This is a genomic window from Sorangium sp. So ce327, from assembly GCF_051530205.1.
GTDB lineage: Bacteria > Myxococcota_A > Polyangia > Polyangiales > Polyangiaceae > Sorangium > Sorangium cellulosum_B.
Genome location: NZ_CP150330.1, coordinates 277,136 through 294,778, shown reverse-complemented (window position 1 = coordinate 294,778; position 17,643 = coordinate 277,136). Strand labels below are relative to the sequence as shown.

The following is a 17,643-nucleotide window of genomic DNA, read 5'->3' as shown; positions in this document are numbered from 1 at the left end:
CCGGCCAGTCGATTGGCCGGCCAGCAGGCCCCTTCAGCCGGCCACTCCTCTCACGGAAGCTCCCACAAGGAGGCTTGCCGCGGCGCCGCATGTGATAAATTTCCAGCATGTCGTCGCCGTCCGAACGTCTCGCGCAGATCCTTGCGGAAGGCCGAGTCATCGCGACTCGCGAGCTCGGCGAAGAGTGTGCGGCGGAGCTCCACACGCGCGCCAAAGAGCGGTATCTCGCGCTGGAGGCGACGATGCCGCGGTTCCAGAGCAGCATGAATCGCAAGCTCTTCGAGCTCGGCCCGCCGGTGCTCGCGATCTACCAGGCGCTCCTGCACGACCTCGGCGTGGACCGGGAGCCGGCCCTGCGCCTCGCCGAGGACATCCTGCTGGCCTTCTACCGCAAGCAGCTGAACCGGAGCCCGCTCCTCGGCGCCGCGATGGATGTGATGTTCCGGCTGAAGCCAGCGCGGAGCCTGCTCATGATGAGCCTGCGCGCGGACGAGCCGGAGGGCATCCGCTTCGACGAGGCCAGCGGCACCGGCGCGCTCCTGGCCTTCGACGTGCGCGCGTGCCCGATCGTGGCGTTCGCGCGGCGGCACGGCGCGCCGGAGATCGTCCCCATGATCTGCCGCCTCGACGACCTCAAGGTGAAAGAGCTCCACGGCGTCGAGCTCCGCCGCACGGGCACCCTCGGCACGGGCGCCGAGCGGTGCGACTTCCGGTACGTGACCGCGAAGAAGTAGCGTCGCGCCCCGCGGCCCCGGGGTCGACGCGAGCTCGTCCGCGTAGCGCGCGGCGGCGCCCCGCCCTCTCCTTATCTCATCTCCCGCACCGCCAGAACGCACATGGGCTCACCACCCGTCGCTCGGGTGCGCCGGTGGGCTGCGCGCGTCGCCATTCAATGCTTGCCCCATGACGCGCCGCACCCCTGAAAAGGGTCATGATCGTGGGGCGGTGTGCGCTGTGGACTGCGCGCTGTGCGTATTTCAAATTTGAAACACAAATGCTCTTTCCTGGATCCCCAAAGAGCGTGTCCGTGTTAGTTGTTGAATGATCACTCGATCCCCGATCGCTCCTGAAGTCGCTTTCTCGAGGAGGTCATATGAAGTCACCGTTCGCCCTGCGAAGGGTCGCCGGCGGCCTTTTGTCCGCCGCGGCGTCGTCTCTCGTCCTCGCGGCCAGCGCCCCCGCCCTGGCCGAATCGTCTACCACGCTCTTCGAGAGCGGGCAGGTGCGCCCGCTCGCGCTCTCTCCCAGCGGAAACCTGCTCTTCGCGCTCAACACGCCGGATGGCCGCCTCGAGGTCTTCCGCGTCCATCACGGCGCGCTGGTCCACCGGAGCTCGATACCGGTCGGGCTGGATCCGGTCGCCGTGGCGGCGCGGAGCGACACCGAGGTGTGGGTCGTGAACCACCTGTCCGACAGCGTCAGCGTGGTCGGGCTGTCCCCTGGCGGATACGGCGGCCGCGTCGAGCGCACGCTGCTCGTGGGTGATGAGCCGAGAGACATCGTGTTTGCCGGCCCCGGGCGGCGCCGCGCCTTCATCACGGCGGCGCACCGCGGCCAGAACAACCCGAACGATCCGCAGCTGACCACGCCGGGCGTGGGCCGGGCCGACGTCTGGGTGTTCGACGCGAACCACCTGGGCTCGTCGCTCGGCGGCGAGCCGCTCGCGATCCTCACCCTCTTCACCGACACGCCGCGCGCGCTCGCCGCGACGCCCGACGGCGCGCGCGTCTACGCCGCCGGCTTCCACTCGGGCAACCGGAGCACCGTCGTCACCGAGCTGCTCGTGCCTGACGGCGGCGCGGTAAACGGCGGCTCGCCGGGCCCCATGACCAATGCGTTCGGCGACCCGGCGCCCGAGGTCAGCCTCATCGTGAAGTTCGACGGCGCGCACTGGGTCGACGAGCTCGGCCGCACCTGGGACGACACGGTGCGGCTCTCGCTGCCCGACAAGGACGTGTTCGCCATCAACGCCATGGCGAACCCCCCGCGGCCGATCGCCGGGCCCTCGGGCCATTTCACCGGCGTCGGGACGATCCTCTTCAACATGGTCGTCAACCCGGTGAACGGGAAGGTCTACGTCTCCAACACCGACGCGCGGAACGAGCAGCGGTTCGAGGGCCCCGGCGTCTTCGCGGGGCAGAGCCTGCGGGGCCACCTCCACGAGAGCCGGATCACGGTGCTCCGCCCCGGCAACGCCCCTCCGCGCGTCGCGCCGCGGCACCTCAACAAGCACATCGATTACTCGGTCTGCTGCGCCCCCACGCCGAACGCCGAGAGCGAGGCGAGCCTGGCCCAGCCGGTCGACATGGCGGTAACGAGCGACGGCGCGACGCTCTACGTGGCCGCGCTCGGGTCGAGCAAGGTCGGCGTGCTCGGCACGGCCGCGCTCGAGAGCGACACGTTCGTGCCCGACGCTTCCGACCACATCGAGGTGAGCGGCGGCGGCCCGTCGGGGCTCGCGCTCGACGAGGCGCGAGGCCAGCTGTTCGTGCTGACCCGCTTCGACAACTCCATCTCGATCGTCGACACCGCGACCCGGGCCGAGACAGCGCACGTCGCGATGTACAGCCCCGAGCCGCCGAGCGTCGCGCTCGGGCGGCGCTTCCTCTACGACGCGCGCGTGAGCTCGGCGCACGGCGACTCCTCGTGCGCGAGCTGCCATATCTTCGGCGACTTCGACAGCCTCGGGTGGGATCTCGGCAATCCGGACGAGCCGGTCACGACCAACCCGGGTCCCTTCGTCGGCCCGCTGCTCAACCTCTTCACGCAGCAGCCGATGCCCCAGGAGTTCCACCCGATGAAGGGCCCGACGACGACCCAGAGCCTGCGCGGCATGGCCAACCACGGCCCCATGCACTGGCGCGGCGATCGCACCGGCGGCAACGACGCGCCCACCGCGCAGCCGGACAGCGGCTCGTTCGACGAGCGCGCCGCGTTCATGAAGTTCCAGGCCGGCTTCACCGACCTCCTCGGCCGGAGCGGCCCGATCCCGGCCGCCTCCATGGAGGCGTTCGCGGACTTCATCCTGCAGGTGACCTATCCGCCCAACCCGATCCGCCGTCTGGACAACGCGCTCACGCCGGATCAGCAGGCCGGGCGCGACACCTTCATGAGCGGCAACCTGGACGGCACCGCCATCTGCAATGGCTGTCACGTCCTCGACCCGGAGGGCAACCCCGGCGTCGACAAGCCGGGATTCTTCGGAGCGAACGGCAACATGACGTTCGACTTCCAGCCGCAGCTCATCAAGACGCCGCACCTGCGCAACATGTACCAGAAGGTCGGGATGTTCGGGATGGCCGCCCCGCTGTTCGGCATCCTGCCCGGCGACAACGATCCCATGGGAGACCAGGTGCGGGGGTTCGGCTTCCTGCACGACGGGAGCTTCGACACGCTGTTCCGGTTCTTCCGCGGGATGGGCTTCTCGCCGTTCACCGGCTTCACCAACCAGTTCGGCACCTTCCCGGACAACCCGAACGGCCTGCCGGACTCGCCGGCGGGCGACGCGGTCCGCCGGCAGCTCGAGTCGTTCCTGCTCGCCTTCGACTCGAACGTCGCGCCGATCGTCGGCCAGCAGGTCACGCTCACGTCCGGCAACCAGGCCGCCGCCGATCCGCGCGTCGATCTCCTGATCGCCAGGGCGGACGCCGGCGAGTGCGATCTCGTGGCGAAGAGCCACCTGACCTTGCAGGAGATCGGCTTCCTTCACACCGGAGCAGGGCAGTTCGTCGCCGACCGGATGGCGCTGCCGCCGATCCCGGACGCGGTGCTCCGCCAGATCGCCCTCGCGACGGGGCGACCCCTGACCTACACGTGTACGCCGCCGGGCTCGGGCTACCGCATCGGCCTCGATCGCGACGAGGACGGCTTCCTCGACGGCGACGAGCGGAGCGCCGGCAGCGACCCGGCGGACCCGGCCGACACGCCCTGAGCTCCGCCTCGCGGCGCGGCGCGCGGCCGGCGCCCGCTGGCCTTCCCCTGTCCCGTCATCTCACCTGCACGCCGGCGTGGAGCGCGCAGTCCGGGTCGGCCGGGAACGCGCAGGCGAGGGCGCACACCCCATCTTGGCCGCAGTGGAGATCGGCGCAATCGGGGTCGACGATCTCGGGCCCGACGTCACAGGCCGCCTCGCAGAGGCCGTCCGCGCGGCACGGGTTGTCCGGCTCGAACTCGTCGATCGTCGGCTGGATGAAGCGAGATATCTGGTCGAGATCGGTGCGCGCCTGCACCCCGTCCAGCGTACAGGGGTCGTCGCCGAACGAGGTCACGCCGGCGTGGCGCTCGACGCCCCCGCGCACGAGGAACGCCGGACCTCCGGAGTCGCCGGCGCACGTGTTCATGTCGGGGACCTGGTAATAGAACTGGGTCGCGTCGATCGTCCCCGGCGTCCCGCCGACCTGGGCGGGGCCGACGGCCACGATCGGGAACGTCACGGCGCGGCGCATGCCGAACCCCGTCCCCGCGACCCCGTCGGAGACACCGTAACCGACGAAGGTGTAGTCCGGCCCGACGTACCATGTGGTATTCTCCATCGATTCGCGCAGGAGGGGCGCGGGCTGCACGGGCGCGTCGCTCTCCAGCCGGAGGAGGGTAAGGTCGTTCTGGAGGCTTGCGGGATCGAAGGCGGGGTGCCTCCTCGACGTCTCGATCCGCACGCTCTCCGACCGCCGCCCGAGGGTCGGGCCGAAGAAGACGCGCGTGAGCGCGCCGTGGCAATGTCCCGCCGTGATCACGGTGCGCCGCGAGATGACGGTCCCGCTGCAGTACGCCCGGTTCCGATTGCCCACGCCCACGACATAGGCGTGCGTCGTGTCCACAGCGCCTCCAACGATGCGCTGCCGGGACGTGAGCAATGGCTGCTCGCCGTCGCCCCCGAGAGGTGCGTCCGCGCAGCCGAGCCCGCCGAGGCACAGGATCGCGATCGGGATGGCATTCTTCATACTGCAACCTTTCCGTCCAGAAATGGTGTCCAGAGCGGCGGATTGCGGAGGCGCCCACGGTTCGGCGCCGCTCGGACCCGTGGGCGCGCGGGGGGCATAACAAGCGCAGTGCCAGCGCCATGCTCGGCGAGCGCGCGAGTCGGCCGCGGGGCGCGGCGGAGACTCCTGGAATGGCGCGCGAGCGGGGGGATCTCGTCGGAGCGATCACCGCTGGAGGGACGGCGCGGACGTTCGCTCCGCTCCGGAGCGACCTTCGTCACGCGCCGGCTCGCCCAGGGGCGCCTCGCCGCCGCGCTCGCGATGCCGGCGCGTGACGAAGGCGGCGCGCCGGTGAGCGCCCACGCACACGCCAGGACGAGCTACGTTGCACCTTGACCGCGGCGGCGCCAGCGCGGGCCGCTCTCGCTCTCTCGAAAGGAGACCATGGAGACCGCCAGAGCAGAAGTCGCCCCTTCAGCGGGCATGCGCGATCTATCGACGCTCCCAGGACCGCGGAGGCTGCCGCTGCTCGGCAACCTCCTCGAGATCCGGCCGACCCAGTTCCACCTCACGCTCGAGGGCTGGAACCGCAGGTATGGCGATCTCTACACCTTCTGGCTCGGCCGCACGCCGGTCATCGTGGTCGGCGGCGCCGAGCTCGTCCAGCCCATCCTGCGCGAGCGGCCGAAGGAGTTCCGCCGCTGGAGCCCGCTGCAGGAGCTCATCGACGAGATGGGCTTCGGCGGCGTCTTCTCGGCCGAGGGGGAGCAGTGGACGCGGCAGCGGCGGCTCGTGATGAGCGCGTTCACCGCCGCGCAGCTGCGCGAGAGCCACGGCACGCTCTCCACGATCACCCGCCGGCTCCGGGAGCGATGGCGCGCGTCGGCCGCGCGGGGGGCGCCGGTCGACGCGCGGCGAGACCTCGCCCGTTACACGGTGGATGTCACAACCGCGGTGGCGTTCGGCCTCGACATGAACCTCATCGAGCGCGGCACCGACCCCCTGTCGCACCAGCTCGAGACGGTCTTCGCGTCGCTCAACCGCCGCGTCTTCGCGCCATTTCCGTACTGGCGGCACGTCAAGCTGCCCGCCGATCGGGCCCTGGATCAGGCGCTCTCGGAGGTGCGCACGCGGATGCTGGGCATCCTCCGGACGACGCGCGCGGAGCTCGACAGGGATCCGGCGCGGGCCGCGGCGCCTCGCTCGCTGCTGGAGGCATTGCTCGTGGCGCGCGACGCCGACGACCCGAAGGCGCGGCTATCGGAGCAGGAGGTGCTCGGCAACGTGCTCACGCTGCTGCTCGCCGGGGAGGACACGACGGCCGACACGATGGCCTGGATGCTCCACTTCATGGCCCTGCGCCCCGACGTCCAGGCGCGGATGCGGGCCGAGGTCGACGCCGAGCTCGGCGACGCGGATCTGCCCGAGAGCCCGGAGCACGCGCAGCGGCTGCGCTATCTCGGGGCGGTGGCGCAGGAGACGCTGCGGCTGAAGTCCGCGGCGCCGATCCTGTTCATGGAGGCCTGCGCGGACACGGTGGTCGGCTCGCTGCGGCTCGCGGCGGGGACGCGGATGATCCTGCTGACGCGGCAGATCGCCCTGAAGGAGGAGCACTTCCACGACGCGGCCTCGTTCATGCCCGAGCGCTGGCTGTCCCCGCGGCCGGCGGGCGCCGGCAAGCACGACCCGCGCGCCGCCCTCGCGTTCGGCAGCGGCCCGCGGGTCTGCCCCGGGCGCGCGCTCTCGATGGTCGAGAGCGCGATGGTGGGCGCCATGGTCGCGCGCGACTTCGATGTATCGCTTGTCGACCCGGCGCGGCCCGTGAAGGAGCTCCTCGGGTTCACGATGAAGCCGGAAGGGCTGTTCGTCCGCTTCACCCCCCGCCGCCGCTGACCTCCCATCGAGCCTCGTTCCGGGGCGATGCTGCGGTTGATCCCGCCGCGAAAGACGCCCTGAGCCCATCGGGACACGACATGCATACCTCCTTCCAATCCGTAAAAATGCGCTACCTCCTGGTCCTCGGTGTCGCCGTCGTTTCCTTTGCGCTCGGGTGGTTTTTGAGGCCATCCGTCCGCGTCGCTGGCTTTCCGGAGATAGGGGAGCTGCAGCCGTTCACGAAACGGGGCTGCACGAAGGTGGGAGTACCGCTAACGGAGCTCGGGGCGTTCTCGGAGGCCTCGCTCCGCTACTCGCCCGGCGACAGCGCGCGGCTCCAGGTGGTGGCCTTCCGCCGCACGGGCCCGGACGCGGAGCTGCTGCAGCTCGACGCGGGCGAATACGATGACGAGTTCGACGCCAGCGGGGAGGTCTTCAACCTGCGCTGGGATGCCGCCAAGGGATGGCAGGTCGACGACTGTCACGTGGTCGTGAGGTACTGGCCCGGGAGGCCATGAGCCGAGCGTCGTGCTCATTCCCCACAGCCGACCGGAGATCTCGTGCGGCCGACAAAGATTTCCACACGACTTGCTCTGCCTTCCGGTAAGCGCTTGTTCTCGCACGCTGCATTACGTGCACAGCTCCACTCTCGCAGTGCAAATTGCGGCTCTCCGATTCGCCCCTTCGCATCGAACAAGGCTGGACATGCCGCGATGTTCGATTAGAGTCCCGCGCCAGTGCACAACCGCTCCGACCAGTTCACCAAGAGCTTGCTGCGGGACGGACTGAGCCTTGCCTCGGCGGCCGAGACCGAGGTCGAGGTGCTGGCGGCGACACAGAAGATCGATGTCTACAGCGTGCCTGATCCCGCGCGGGCGTCCGAGCGCGCCGCCATGGGACTGCTCGGCGAGCTCTCGGCGGAGCCGAGCCTGTTCGAACCGTTCAACGGCACGCCGGGCCTTCGTCAGGTCCGGCACTGCCTGCGCAAGCAGCTCACGTGGCATCACGAGCTCGAGCGCCGCGTCCGCTCTGCAGCCCGCTCGGTCGCGCCGGACGAGGACACCGACACGCCGCCGCAGCCGGCGGTCGCCTTCCCTGCGCTGGTCGTCATCGGCCCGGGGCGTCCCGAGACGGTGCTCCACGCCTACCGGTGCGAGCCGGTGCAGGCTGGCGTCTACCAGGCCGTGCCGGGCCTGGCGATGCGCGTGGTGGTGCTCGCGGAGCTGCCCCGGACGCGCGCACCCCTGCTGCTGCGGCTGCTCGGCTCGGGCCGCCGCTTTCGCGAGGCGGTGGCGGATCTGGCGGCGTTGCCCCGCGATGCCTTGGAGAAGAGCGTCGCCGTGCCGCTGCTGTTACACTTCGGGTTCGACCAACAGGAGCCCACAACCGACGAGGAGGACGATGTGAGCGCAGCGATCCGGGCTTGGTTCGAGGAGTACACGCAGCAGCTCCGCGACGAGGGGCGGAACCAGGAGCGCGCCGAGGAGGCGGCGCGTGCCGTGCTGACCGCGCTCCGGGTTCGCGGCATCGCGGTACCGGACATCCTGCGCAAGCGTATCCTGATCGAGAAGGATCCTGAGCTCCTGGAGCGGTGGCATGAGCGGGCCATCGTCGCTGCATCGATCGAAGATGTGCTCCCGGACCTGAGCTGAGCGATGCCAGCCGACGGCAGACTGCCGAGCTCGTAAGCGTCGCTCATCACCTCCCCGCGGTCTCCGCCGCCTCCCGAGCCACCCCGTGCCCCACGCCGTCATCACCTCCCCCAGCGCCGCCGCCCGCATCGATCGGGCCGTGGGCTGGCTGCGCCGCCGGCGCCCCGCGGAGCGCGTGCTCCTCGTCGGCGCCTCGGTCGAGGCCGTGAGCGAGCTCGCCCGCGCGTCGATCCGCGGCCGCCGCGCCACCTTCGGCTGGCACCGGCTGACCCTGGGGCGCCTCGCCGCCGCGCTCGCGATGCCGGCGCTCGCCGAGCGCGGCCTCGTCCCGGCCAGCGCGCTCGCCATCGAGGCCCTCTGCGCGCGCACCCTCGACGGGCTCGCGCAGGACGGGCAGCTCGGCCGCTTCGCCCGCGTCGCGGATCGACCCGGGCTGCCGCGCGCCGTCGCGCGGACGCTCGACGAGGCGCGGCTCTCCGGCGTCGCGCCGGACGCGCTCGCGCCGGCCGATCTCGACCGCATCGCCCACGCGTTCGACGCCGCCCTGGACGACGCTGGGCTCGCCGATCGCGCGATCGTCCTGCGCCTCGCGGCCGAGCGCGCCCGGGCCGCGGACGACGACGACCCCCGCTCGCGCCACCCGCTGCTCGGGCTGCCGATGCTCCTGCTCGACCTGCCCGTGCGGTTCGCGCTGGAGCGCGAGCTCCTCGAGGCCGTCGCCGCGCGCTCGCCGGACGCGCTCGCCACCGTGCCGGCCGGCGACGCCGCGTCGCTGCGGCACCTGCAGGCGGCGCTCCGATCGCCGCCGCGGCGGGTCTCGCTGACCGCGGTCTCCGCCGCGCACGACGGCGCCGGCGCGGGCAATGGCGTGGACGACGGCGCAGATGACGGCGCGGGCGACGAGCCGCCGCCGGTCGCGCCCAGCACCTCGCTCGCGCGCCTGCAGGAGCACCTGTTCGACCCGCTGACCGATGAGGCCCCCGGGCTCGGCGACGAGGTCGAGATCCTCTCCGCGCCCGGCGAGAGCCGGGAGTGCGTGGAGCTCGCGCGCATCGCGCTGCGCGAGGCCGCCCGCGGCGTGCCGTTCGAGCGGATGGCGATCCTCCTGCGCGCGCCCGAGCAGTACCGCGCGCACCTCGTCGAGGCGCTGCGCCGGGCCGGGATCCCTGCGCACTTCGCGCAGGGCTCGGTGCAGCCCGACCCGGCGGGCCGCGCGCTGCTCGCGCTGCTCGCGTGCGCCGCCGAGCACCTGTCGGCGTCGCGCTTCGCCGAGTACCTCTCGCTCGGGCAGGTCCCCGACGCGACGCCCGCAGGCGAGCCGCCGCCGGCCGCGCCCGAGGCCGATCGCTGGGTGCCGCCGGACGACGACCTCTTCCCCGAGCTCCTGCGCGGCGGCTTCGACGAGGCGCCGCCGGACGACGACATGGCGGGGGAAGATCTCGGGTTCGATCCGCCAGGGAAGAGCTTCAGTCCGTCCGCCCAGAACCCCAATCGGACAGCCCAGAGCCCCGATCGGACAACCCCAAACCCCGATCCGACAGCTCAAAACCCCGATCCGACAGCCCAGGGCCCCGACGCGCCCGTGCACGACGGCACCCTGCGCGCGCCGCGGCGCTGGGAGCGCATCCTCGTCGACGCGGCGGTGATCGGCGGGCTCGATCGGTGGGAGGCGCGGCTCTCGGGCTTCGAGCGGGAGCTCCGGCTTTCGCTCTCCCGCGCCCCCGAGGACCGCGACGCCGCGCGCATCGCGCGGACGCTCGCGGACCTGTCGGCCCTCCGCGCCTTCGCGCTGCCGCTGCTCGCGGCGCTGCCCGGCGCGGGCGAGCGCGCGACCTTCGGCGAGTGGCAGCGCCGCCTCTCGGCCCTCGCGACGCGCGCGCTCCGGCGGCCCGAGCGCGTGCTCGCCGTGCTCGCCGAGCTCGCGCCGATGGCCCACGTCGGCCCGGTGGACCTCGGCGAGATCCGCCTCTGCCTCTCGCGCCGCCTCACCGACCTCGTGCTGCCACCGGCCGCCCGCCGCGACGGGCGCCTCTTCGTCTCGCCCATCGAGGGCGCCCGCGGGCGCTCGTTCGACGTGGTCTTCGTCCCCGGGCTCGCCGAGCGGATCTTCCCGCAGAAGGTCACCGAGGACCCGATCCTCCGCGACGCTCTCCGCCGGACGATCGCCGGGGGCGACTCGGGCCTCGACACGAGCGACGACCGCGTGGCGCGCGAGCGCCTCGCGCTCCGGCTCGCGGTCGGCGCGGCCCGCCAGCGGCTCGTCGTGTCGTACCCGCGCGTGGACATGGATCAGTCCCGCCCTCGAGTGCCTTCGTTCTACGGCCTCGAGCTCCTGCGCGCGGCCGAGGGCAGGCTGCCCGGCTTCGGGGAGCTCGAGCGCCGCGCCGAGCAGGGCGGCGCCGCGCGCATCGGCTGGCCCGCGCCCGCCCGGCCCGAGGACGCCATCGACGCGGCCGAGCACGACCTCGCGCTCCTCGAGACGCTCTTCAGCCTGCCGGAGGCGCAGACGGTCGGCACCGCGCGCTACCTGCTCAACGCCAACCCCCACCTCGCGCGGGCGCTCCGGTTCCGCGCGCGGCGCTGGATCCCGGGCTGGACGAGCGCCGACGGGCTGTTCAAGCCGATCGCGGAGGCGCGCGAGGCGCTCGCGAAGCACGCGTTCGGGCGCAGGTCGTTCTCGCCGACCGCCCTCCAGCACTTCGCCGCGTGCCCTTACCGCTTCTTCCTCTACGCCGTGCACAAGCTCGCCCCGCGCCCGGCGCCCGAGGCGATCGAGGAGCTCGACCCGCTCCAGCGCGGCCGGCTCGTGCACGACGTGCTCTACGAGGTGCTTGTCGCCCTCCGCGACGCGGGCAAGCTGCCGCTCGGCCTGCCAGCGCTCGACGAGGCGCGGGCCGAGCTCGATGGGGCGCTCGACCGCGTCGCCGCGCGCTACGCGGACGAGCTCGCGCCGGCGATCCGGCGCGTCTGGGACGACGGCATCGCGTCGGTGCGGGCCGACCTCCGGGAGTGGCTGCGGCGCGCCGCGGAGGACCGCGACTGGGAGCCGATCCATTTCGAGCTGTCGTTCGGGCTGCCGCGCCGCCTCGCCACCCGCGATCCGGGGAGCTCGGACGCGCCCGTGGAGCTCGACTGCGGCGTCCGGCTCCGGGGCTCGATCGACCTGGTCGAGCGGAGCGTGTGGGGCGCGATGCGGGCGACCGACTACAAGACGGGCAAGGCGCGGGCGCCGCGCGACGCGGTCGTGAGCGGCGGCGGCACGCTCCAGCCGGTCCTCTACGCGCTCGCGCTGGAGAAGCTCATGCCCCCGGGCACGCAGGTCGAGTCCGGGCGGCTCTACTACTGCACCTCCGCCGGCGGGTTCACGGAGGTGCCGATCTACCTGGACGCGCGGGCGCGCGACGCGGCCGCCCAGGTGGCGGGGATCATCGGAGACGCGATCGACAAGGCGGCGCTCCTGCCGATGCCGGCGGAGGGGGCGTGCGCGCAGTGCGATTACCGGCCGGTGTGCGGGCCCTACGAGGAGCTCAGGACCGGGAAGATCAAGCGGCGCGACATCGAGCCGCGGCGGCGGCTGGAGCAGCTCCGCCGGCTCGCGTGAGCGCGGGTGTCGCACGGAAGCGTCGCCCCCAGACGGCGGCCCGCGATCGCCGGGGGCGTGGCCGGGGATGTATACACTCCATCATGCACAGCAAGATCGCTTTGCCCTGCGCCCTGCTCGCGCTCGCGGCGACGGGCACCGGCTGCAATCTCATTTTCGGCATCGAGCCTGGCACGGAGGGGCCTTCCGCCGCTTCCTCGACGACGAGCACCGGACCTGGTGACGGAGGCTCTGCCCAGACGACGTCGGGCGGCGGCGGCGACGGCGGCGATGGAACCGGGGGCGACGGTGGCGATGGCGCTGGCGGCAGCGCCGGGGGCACGCCCTCGTGCCCCCCGTCGAACTGCGCCGTGGGGGAGTGCCCGGTGACGCAGATGCAAGGGGAGCTCGGGTCCAACGTGAAAGGCATGGTGGTCACCCGGGATCTCGTGCTCATGGCCAACAACCAGGCCATCGTCGCCATCCCGAAGGACGGCGGGGCCGCGCGCACGCTCCCGGGCACCCTCGGCTTCGGGGATACCGCCTGGATCACCTACTCGGGCGGGCAGCTCTCGTGGACCAACTGGAGCAACGGAGACGTGCTGGGGATCTCGATCGAGCCGCCGAGCTCCAGCCCGATCCAGATCGCGCAGGTCCCCCTGCAGGAGAACGGTGATCCGGCGGTCACGGCCTTCGGCCGGATCGCCTCCTTCGGCGACAGCGTCTACTGGGCGACGCAGACGCCCGCAGCCGTCTGGCGGGCCAAGGCCGACGGCAGCCAGGCCGTCGCCGAGCTGGTCGCCCCCGACGACCATCCGATCGGCGTCGCCGTCGACGCGACGCACGTCTACTGGTCCAACTACTGGTCGCGCCAGATCCTGCGCAAGACGAAGGATCCGCTCGGCGAGACCGCCGAGGTCTTCGCGGAGACGAACGGCAACCCGACCACGCTCGTCCTCGCCAACGGCGTCGTGCACTGGGTGACCGACACCAACGGCGCGGTCCAGTCCAAGGCGACGAGCGCGGCGCCGAGCGCCCCGCCCTTCACCACCACGGTCGACGCTCAGGCCGTCGCCAAGTCGCTCGCTGTGGACGACGAGTTCGTCTACTGGACCGTTTACATGAACAGCGAGGGGAAAGGCGAGGTGCGGAGGGCGCACCTCGGCATGGGGGACATGATCACCCTCACGACCGGGCAGCCGTACTTCTTCGAGATCGCCGTCGACTGCGGGTCCATCTACTGGAACGTGAACAACGTGGAAGCCGAAGAGGAAGGCGTGGTGTTCCAGATGCCGAAGCCCTCGAACTGAGCACCTCGTCCCCCGACTCCGTCGCTGGCAGCGCGCTCCCGGGCAGCTCGGCGGGCGCGACGACTACCCGGCGCCCTCCGCCTCTTCCCTCCTGGGCCACGTGAACCGGAACGTCGCGCCGCTCTTGCCGTCCGACTCGACCCACGCCCGCCCGCCGCGGCTCTCCACGATCTTTCGCACGATGGCGAGGCCGATCCCCGTGCTCTCCACCTTGTCCCTCGCCTGCAGCGTCTGGAACATCCCCCACACCTTCTCCTGGAACGCAGGCGCGATCCCAGGCCCGTTGTCGGATACGGAGACCTCGACCCTGTCGCCCTGCTCCCGGGCGGACACGGAGACCGCCGCGTCCTCGCGGCCCGCGTGCTTGAGGCCGTTCGTGATGAGGTTCATGAGCACCTGTTGCAAGGGCACCCTGTACGTCCGCAGGGTCGCCGGCGGCACGTCGAGCGTCACCCGCGCGGGCGGCCTCGGGGCGATGAGCTCGACCACCTCCCTCGCCAGCCTCTCGAGGTCGACGCTCTCCGGCTTCTGGCGGAACCTCGTGGCGCGGGAGTAGGCCAAGATCCCCTCGATCAAGGCCTCCATGCGCCGCACGCGCCCGCGCAGGAGCTCCATCTGATGGCGCGTGTCCGCGGTGAGCTTGTCCGAGAGGTCCTCCTCGATCCACTGGGCGAGGCTCGCGATGCCCCGGAGGGGCGCCTTCAGGTCGTGGCTCGTCACGTACGCGAACTGGTCGAGCTCGGCGTTGGTCCGCTCCAGCGCGCGGATGAGCGATTGCGCCTCCTGGAACCGCCTCGCGTTGTCGATCAGCAGGGCGACGCGGTTGGCGAGCTCCTCGGCGAGCGCGACGTCCGCCTGGCTGAAGCGGCGGCCCGACTCCGCGTGGACCAGCGTCAGCGCGCCGATGGTCCGGTCGCGCCCCCGGAGCGGGACGACGACATACGATCTCAGCCCGAGCGACCGGATCAGGCGCAGGTGCTCGGGGCTCAGCGCGGCGGACTCGATGGCGGCGTCCGGGATGTCGGCCATCCACTCGGAGCGACCGGCGCGGATCACCGCGGACACGCCCGCCGGGGCGTCGGGCCGGGGCGGGGCCATCGCCCGGAGGCGCTCGGCGAGCTCGATCTTCGCGGGATCGCCGTGGTGGACGGCCACGCGCTCGATGGAATCGCCGTTCAGCATGTCGACAGCGCACCAGTCGGCCAGGGTGGGGACCGCCAGGTGGGTCAGGTGCGTGAGCCGCGACGCGACGTCGAGCGAGCCGGAGAGCGCGGCGCCCGCCTCGCTCAGGAGGCGGAGCGTCGCCTGCTGCCGCTCGAGCTCCGCCGCGAGCATCTCCGCGCGCGCCCGGGCCTCGCGCTCCCGCTCGAGGAGGCGCGCCCTGTCCAGCGCCGACGCGCACTGCGCCGCCACGCTGAGCAGGAACTCGCGCTCTTCTGGGCTCCACGCCCGATCGTTCGCGAACGAGAACGCGAGGCCGCCGAGCAGCGCCGCGTGGGCGACGATCGGCAGGACGGCGAGCGCCTTCACGTCGTCGCGGACAGGCCGCAGGGCCGCGAGCTCGGGGTACGCGGCGTGCAGGCTTTGCCTCGTGTCCACCCAGATGGGGCGGCGCTCCCGGAGCGCGTCCGAGAGCGGCAGTCGGGCGTCGAGGGGCACCCTGGCGTAAGGGCTCGTGCGCTGCTCCTCGAGCCCCGAGTGGCCGACGAGCGCCGCGACGCCGGCCGCCTCGTCCGCCGTGTACATCATCGTCGTCGAGGCGCCGAGCACCCGGTGGATGTCGTTCACGACGGCGGCGGAGACCTGCTCGACCGTCACGGCGCCGCTCAGCGCGGTGCTGACCGCGAGCAGCGCCTGGGTGAGCCGGGCGCGGCGATCGAGCTCCTCGACCCGCCTCGTGAGCTGCGCGGCGAGCTCGCCGCGCTCGGCCTCGACCTGCTTGAGGCGCGAGATGTCGGCGAACACCGAGATGCCGCCCTCGAGCTCGCCGCCAGGCCCGATGATGGGCGCGGCGCTCCCGAGGACCATGCCATACGTCCCGTCGAAGCGCTGAATCCGGGTCTCCTCGCTCTCGATGACCTGCCGTTCGGACATCGCGCGGGCCATGGCCCAGTCGTTTGCCTCGTACGGGCGGCCGTCCTCGTGGAAGGCGCGATACAGCGTCCAGTCGTTGATCGATTCGGTCGAGGCGCTGCCGGCCCAGATGCGCTCCGCCGCCCGGTTGTGCAGGACGAGCTTCCCGGAGGCGTCGCAGAGGATGACCCCGTGCGGGCTGTGCTCGAGCACGGCGTCGAGCCACCCGCGATCCCGGGACCCCACGGCGCGGAGCCGTTCGAGCTCACGCTTCAGGGCCTCGATGTCCGTCGTATCGACGCGGGCGGCGGGCCCGGGAGACGGGCCGTTGTGCGCGGAGGTTCTCATAGGATGACGGCGACCGGCGCCTCGGCAGAGGGCCGAGGCGGCGCTCGGTCGGACGTCGCCGGAGCTTACGCGCATCGATGGCGCGGCGGAAGGCGGCGCGACCCGGCCGGGCGGGTTCCTCAGCGCGCGGCGCTCGTGCGCATGCCCGGCTGCCTGGCGGCGATCCGGCCGCCTGGCAGCTTGTCCGGCGCCGCGCAGGCGCGGGCGCGGGCGGACAGCGCCGGCGGCGGCGCGCCCTCGCGCGACCGAGTGCCCGAGCGGGTCCTTGGGATCACGGTCGATCGCCGGGCCGGCCGCTGCGCACCGGCTGGGTCTGGGTCAACGCCGAGCGGGACTGCGACTCTCGGCGCGATCGCGCAGGGGGCGCAGGGGCGCTCGGGGAAATGACGATGCTGGCTTAGGGCTCCACCTCGCTCACCATCCTCGCTTCCCGAACCCAGATGTTCGGGGCCGATAACCGGCAGGTGAGCGCGACAGCGCGCCGGTGTCGGCCAAGGAGCAAGCAATGATGGGCAATCGTTCAGGTCGCCTCATGGCGATCATGTTCGCTGGGAGCTTTGTCCTCGCGGGGGCCGGCGGCTGCATGGGCAGCGACGATGACGCCGAGGCGAATCGCGATGGAAGGGATGGGCAAGAGCGGACCGGCACGGGCCCCGACGGCAGGAGCCACGGACAGACGGGCCGAGACGGCGCGCGAGGCGCCGGGAGGGGCGGTGGAGCGCAGGCCGGCGGCAGGCAGGGAGGCCGCGAGCAGCCCGGTCATCAAGGCGGCCGACAGGGCGGCGGCCAGCGCGCGGGCGACAGGCAGATGTGCGGCGAGCAGGCCGGCCATCAAGGCGGCAGGCAAGGGGGCCGCGGACAGATCGGCAGTCAGGGCGACAGGCAGGGAGGCAGCGGACAGCGTAGCGGGATGCAGCAGCCGTCGGACGCGGAGCTCACGATGCTGATCTCGTTCATCCACCAGAAGGAAGTGGATCTGTCGCAGATCGCCTTGGACAAGGCCGAGTCCCCGGATGTGAAGCGCTACGCCGAGCAGATCGTCGAGGAGCACGCCCAGTCCGAGCAGCTCGGCGCCGGCTCGAGGGGTTCAGGTGTGAAGATGGAGTCGTGCTCGCGCTGCCGGGAGCTCGACGAGAGCTCGACCGAGGTGAGCGGAGCGCTGGAAGAGGAGGAAGGCGCCGAGTTCGACACGGCCTTCATCTGGGCTCAGATCTCCTTCCATCGCCGCGCCCTCGAGCTCCTCGACGTGCCGGGCGTCGCGAACGCGGAGAACGCCAGGATACGAACCAGCGTGAAGGCGATGCGAGCGGACGTCGAGCAGCACCTGACCGAGGCCGAGCAGCTGTTCTGCTTGCTGCTCCACGAGCAGCAGGGAGGCGGCCAGCAGCAACGCGGCCAGCAGGAAGGCACCCAGCCCGGCCAGCAGCAACGCGGCCAGTTCGGCTGGGCGCAAACCGGCCAGCAGCAGGGTATCCAGGTCGGACAGCAGCAAGGCATCCAGGTCGGACAGCAGCAGGGCATCCGGGTCGGACAGCAGCAGGGTACCCAGGTCGGACAGCAGCAACGCGGCCAGGCCAGCCAGATGCAGCCCGGCCAGCGGCAAGGCGCCCAGCTCGGCCAGCAGCAACGCGGCCAGCAGCAACGCGGCCAGGTCAGCCAGATGCAGCCCGGCCAGCGGCAAGGCGCCCAGCTCGGCCAGCAGCAAGGCGGCCAGTTCGGCCAGCCGCAACCCGGCCAGCAGCAACGCGGCCAGCAGCAAGGCCCCCAGGCCTACGCGCAGCGGCAAGGGGAATCGCAGAAGTCCCAGTAACAGGGCTTCATGTCCGCAGGGCGGCGGCGACGGCGCCTGCTCGCGGCCTTCGCGAGCGCCGAGCTCGCCGAGCGCG

11 protein-coding genes are annotated in these 17,643 nt (G+C 72.1%); 8 read left to right on the top strand and 3 right to left on the bottom strand.

Annotated features, from left to right (window positions below; translation table 11 throughout):
- The first annotated feature begins 107 nt into the window (after positions 1-107).
- Both WME95_RS01155 and WME95_RS01150 read left to right on the top strand, forming a co-directional pair.
- Positions 108-734 (top strand): L-2-amino-thiazoline-4-carboxylic acid hydrolase, encoded by a 627-nt coding sequence (locus WME95_RS01155; protein ID WP_437906554.1) that lies wholly within the window; start codon positions 108-110, stop codon positions 732-734.
- Positions 735-1,093: 359 nt separating this feature from the next.
- Positions 1,094-3,931: a hypothetical protein gene (locus WME95_RS01150; protein WP_437906553.1), complete on the top strand. Its 2,838-nt coding sequence runs from the start codon at positions 1,094-1,096 to the stop codon at positions 3,929-3,931.
- Positions 3,932-3,986: 55 nt separating this feature from the next.
- Here the strand turns inward: WME95_RS01150 and WME95_RS01145 are convergent, their stop codons facing one another.
- A complete protein-coding gene (locus tag WME95_RS01145; protein WP_437906552.1) occupies positions 3,987-4,940 on the bottom strand; it encodes a S1 family peptidase in 954 nt (317 codons plus the stop codon).
- Positions 4,941-5,363: 423 nt separating this feature from the next.
- On the opposite strand from WME95_RS01145, the gene WME95_RS01140 reads away from it, so the two are divergent.
- From WME95_RS01140 to WME95_RS01120, 5 genes are all read left to right on the top strand, one after another.
- Entirely contained in the window at positions 5,364-6,812 is a 1,449-nt protein-coding gene (locus WME95_RS01140; protein ID WP_437906551.1) for a cytochrome P450, read from the top strand.
- A gap of 242 nt (positions 6,813-7,054) precedes the next feature.
- Complete coding sequence (locus WME95_RS01135; RefSeq protein ID WP_437906550.1) at positions 7,055-7,312, top strand: hypothetical protein; 258 nt, start codon at positions 7,055-7,057, stop codon at positions 7,310-7,312.
- A 219-nt stretch (positions 7,313-7,531) separates the two neighbouring features.
- Positions 7,532-8,446: a hypothetical protein gene (locus WME95_RS01130; RefSeq protein WP_437906549.1), complete on the top strand. Its 915-nt coding sequence runs from the start codon at positions 7,532-7,534 to the stop codon at positions 8,444-8,446.
- Between the two features lie 85 nt (positions 8,447-8,531).
- On the top strand, positions 8,532-12,047 hold the full coding sequence (locus tag WME95_RS01125; protein WP_437906548.1) for a PD-(D/E)XK nuclease family protein: 3,516 nt from the start codon (positions 8,532-8,534) through the stop codon (positions 12,045-12,047).
- A gap of 83 nt (positions 12,048-12,130) precedes the next feature.
- Positions 12,131-13,336 (top strand): ABC transporter permease, encoded by a 1,206-nt coding sequence (locus WME95_RS01120; protein ID WP_437906547.1) that lies wholly within the window; start codon positions 12,131-12,133, stop codon positions 13,334-13,336.
- Positions 13,337-13,399: 63 nt separating this feature from the next.
- Here the strand turns inward: WME95_RS01120 and WME95_RS01115 are convergent, their stop codons facing one another.
- Together WME95_RS01115 and WME95_RS01110 are read right to left on the bottom strand one after the other, a co-directional pair.
- Positions 13,400-15,757 (bottom strand): GAF domain-containing protein, encoded by a 2,358-nt coding sequence (locus WME95_RS01115; RefSeq protein ID WP_437906546.1) that lies wholly within the window; start codon positions 15,755-15,757, stop codon positions 13,400-13,402.
- A 520-nt stretch (positions 15,758-16,277) separates the two neighbouring features.
- Positions 16,278-16,808, bottom strand: coding sequence for a hypothetical protein (locus WME95_RS01110; RefSeq protein WP_437911135.1), 531 nt, complete (start codon positions 16,806-16,808; stop codon positions 16,278-16,280).
- Between WME95_RS01110 and WME95_RS01105 the strand changes: the two genes are divergently transcribed.
- A complete protein-coding gene (locus WME95_RS01105; RefSeq protein ID WP_437906545.1) occupies positions 16,698-17,567 on the top strand; it encodes a DUF4142 domain-containing protein in 870 nt (289 codons plus the stop codon). The two genes, WME95_RS01110 and WME95_RS01105, sit on opposite strands and share 111 nt — an antisense overlap.
- Positions 17,568-17,643: the final 76 nt, after the last annotated feature.